This window comes from Leptolyngbya sp. PCC 6406 (assembly GCF_000332095.2).
Classification (GTDB): Bacteria; Cyanobacteriota; Cyanobacteriia; order Phormidesmidales; family Phormidesmidaceae; genus PCC-6406.
Map to the genome: position 1 here is coordinate 372,434 of NZ_KI913949.1, position 786 is coordinate 373,219.

At 61.2% G+C, this 786-nt stretch carries 1 protein-coding gene; it reads left to right on the forward strand.

Features of this window, described 5'->3' with window-relative positions; translation table 11 throughout:
* Window positions 1-124: 124 nt before the first annotated feature.
* Window positions 125-436: an endonuclease domain-containing protein gene (locus tag LEP6406_RS0201760; RefSeq protein ID WP_263971117.1), complete on the forward strand. Its 312-nt coding sequence runs from the start codon at window positions 125-127 to the stop codon at window positions 434-436.
* The last annotated feature ends 350 nt before the right edge of the window (window positions 437-786 follow it).

Consider the following 786-nt stretch of genomic DNA (forward strand, 5'->3'; position numbering starts at 1 on the left):
GGGCAGGGGGTGGGTTCCTCCGGGTACCCTACACCCAAGCATCTACCCTGCCCATCCCATGGCCTACCGCATCATCCCCTACAACCCAAAACTCAAAGAACGCGCCCGCGAGCTTCGCCAAAATATGACTCCCGGCGAAACCAAACTCTGGCATCGCCTCAAAGGGAAACAACTCCTCGGTTACGACTTCGATCGCCAGCGCCCCATCGATCAATTCATCGTCGATTTTTATTGCAAGCAACTCATGCTCGCGATTGAGATAGATGGTTCCTCCCACGACAGCGCCGCCGCCCAAGCTAAAGACCAAGAACGGCAGGCCCGTTTAGAGTCCTTAGGAGTCCGGTTTTTGCGCTTTCAAGAAGCTGACATTCATCAGAATCTTGAAGGCGTGGTAGTTGCGATCGCGGCATGGATCACAGCCCATCCCCCCCAGTGAACCCACCCCGCCCTTCGGGCACCAACCCACCCCGCCCTCCGGGCACCCCTCCCAGGAGGGGATTTTTCAGCACCCCCTCCCTGGAGGGGGCAGATCTCAGAACCCCCTCTTGGGAGGGGACAGATCTCAGAACCCCCTCTTGGGAGGGGGCAGGGGGTGGGTTCTTCCCAGCACACCAGTGAACCCACCCCGCCCTTCGGGCACCCCTCCAAGGAGGGGATTTCTCACAGCCCCCCTCCCTGGAGGGGGACAGATCTCAGAACCCCCTCTTGGGAGGGGGCAGGGAGTGGGTTCTTCCCGGCACACCAGTGAACCCACCCCGCCCTTCGGGCACCCCTCCCAGGAGGGGA

Excerpts from the sequence above, each read along its gene's own strand:
- LEP6406_RS0201760 (WP_263971117.1), top strand. The coding sequence starts at position 125 with ATGACTCCCGGCGAAACCAAACTCTGGCATCGCCTCAAAGGGAAACAA.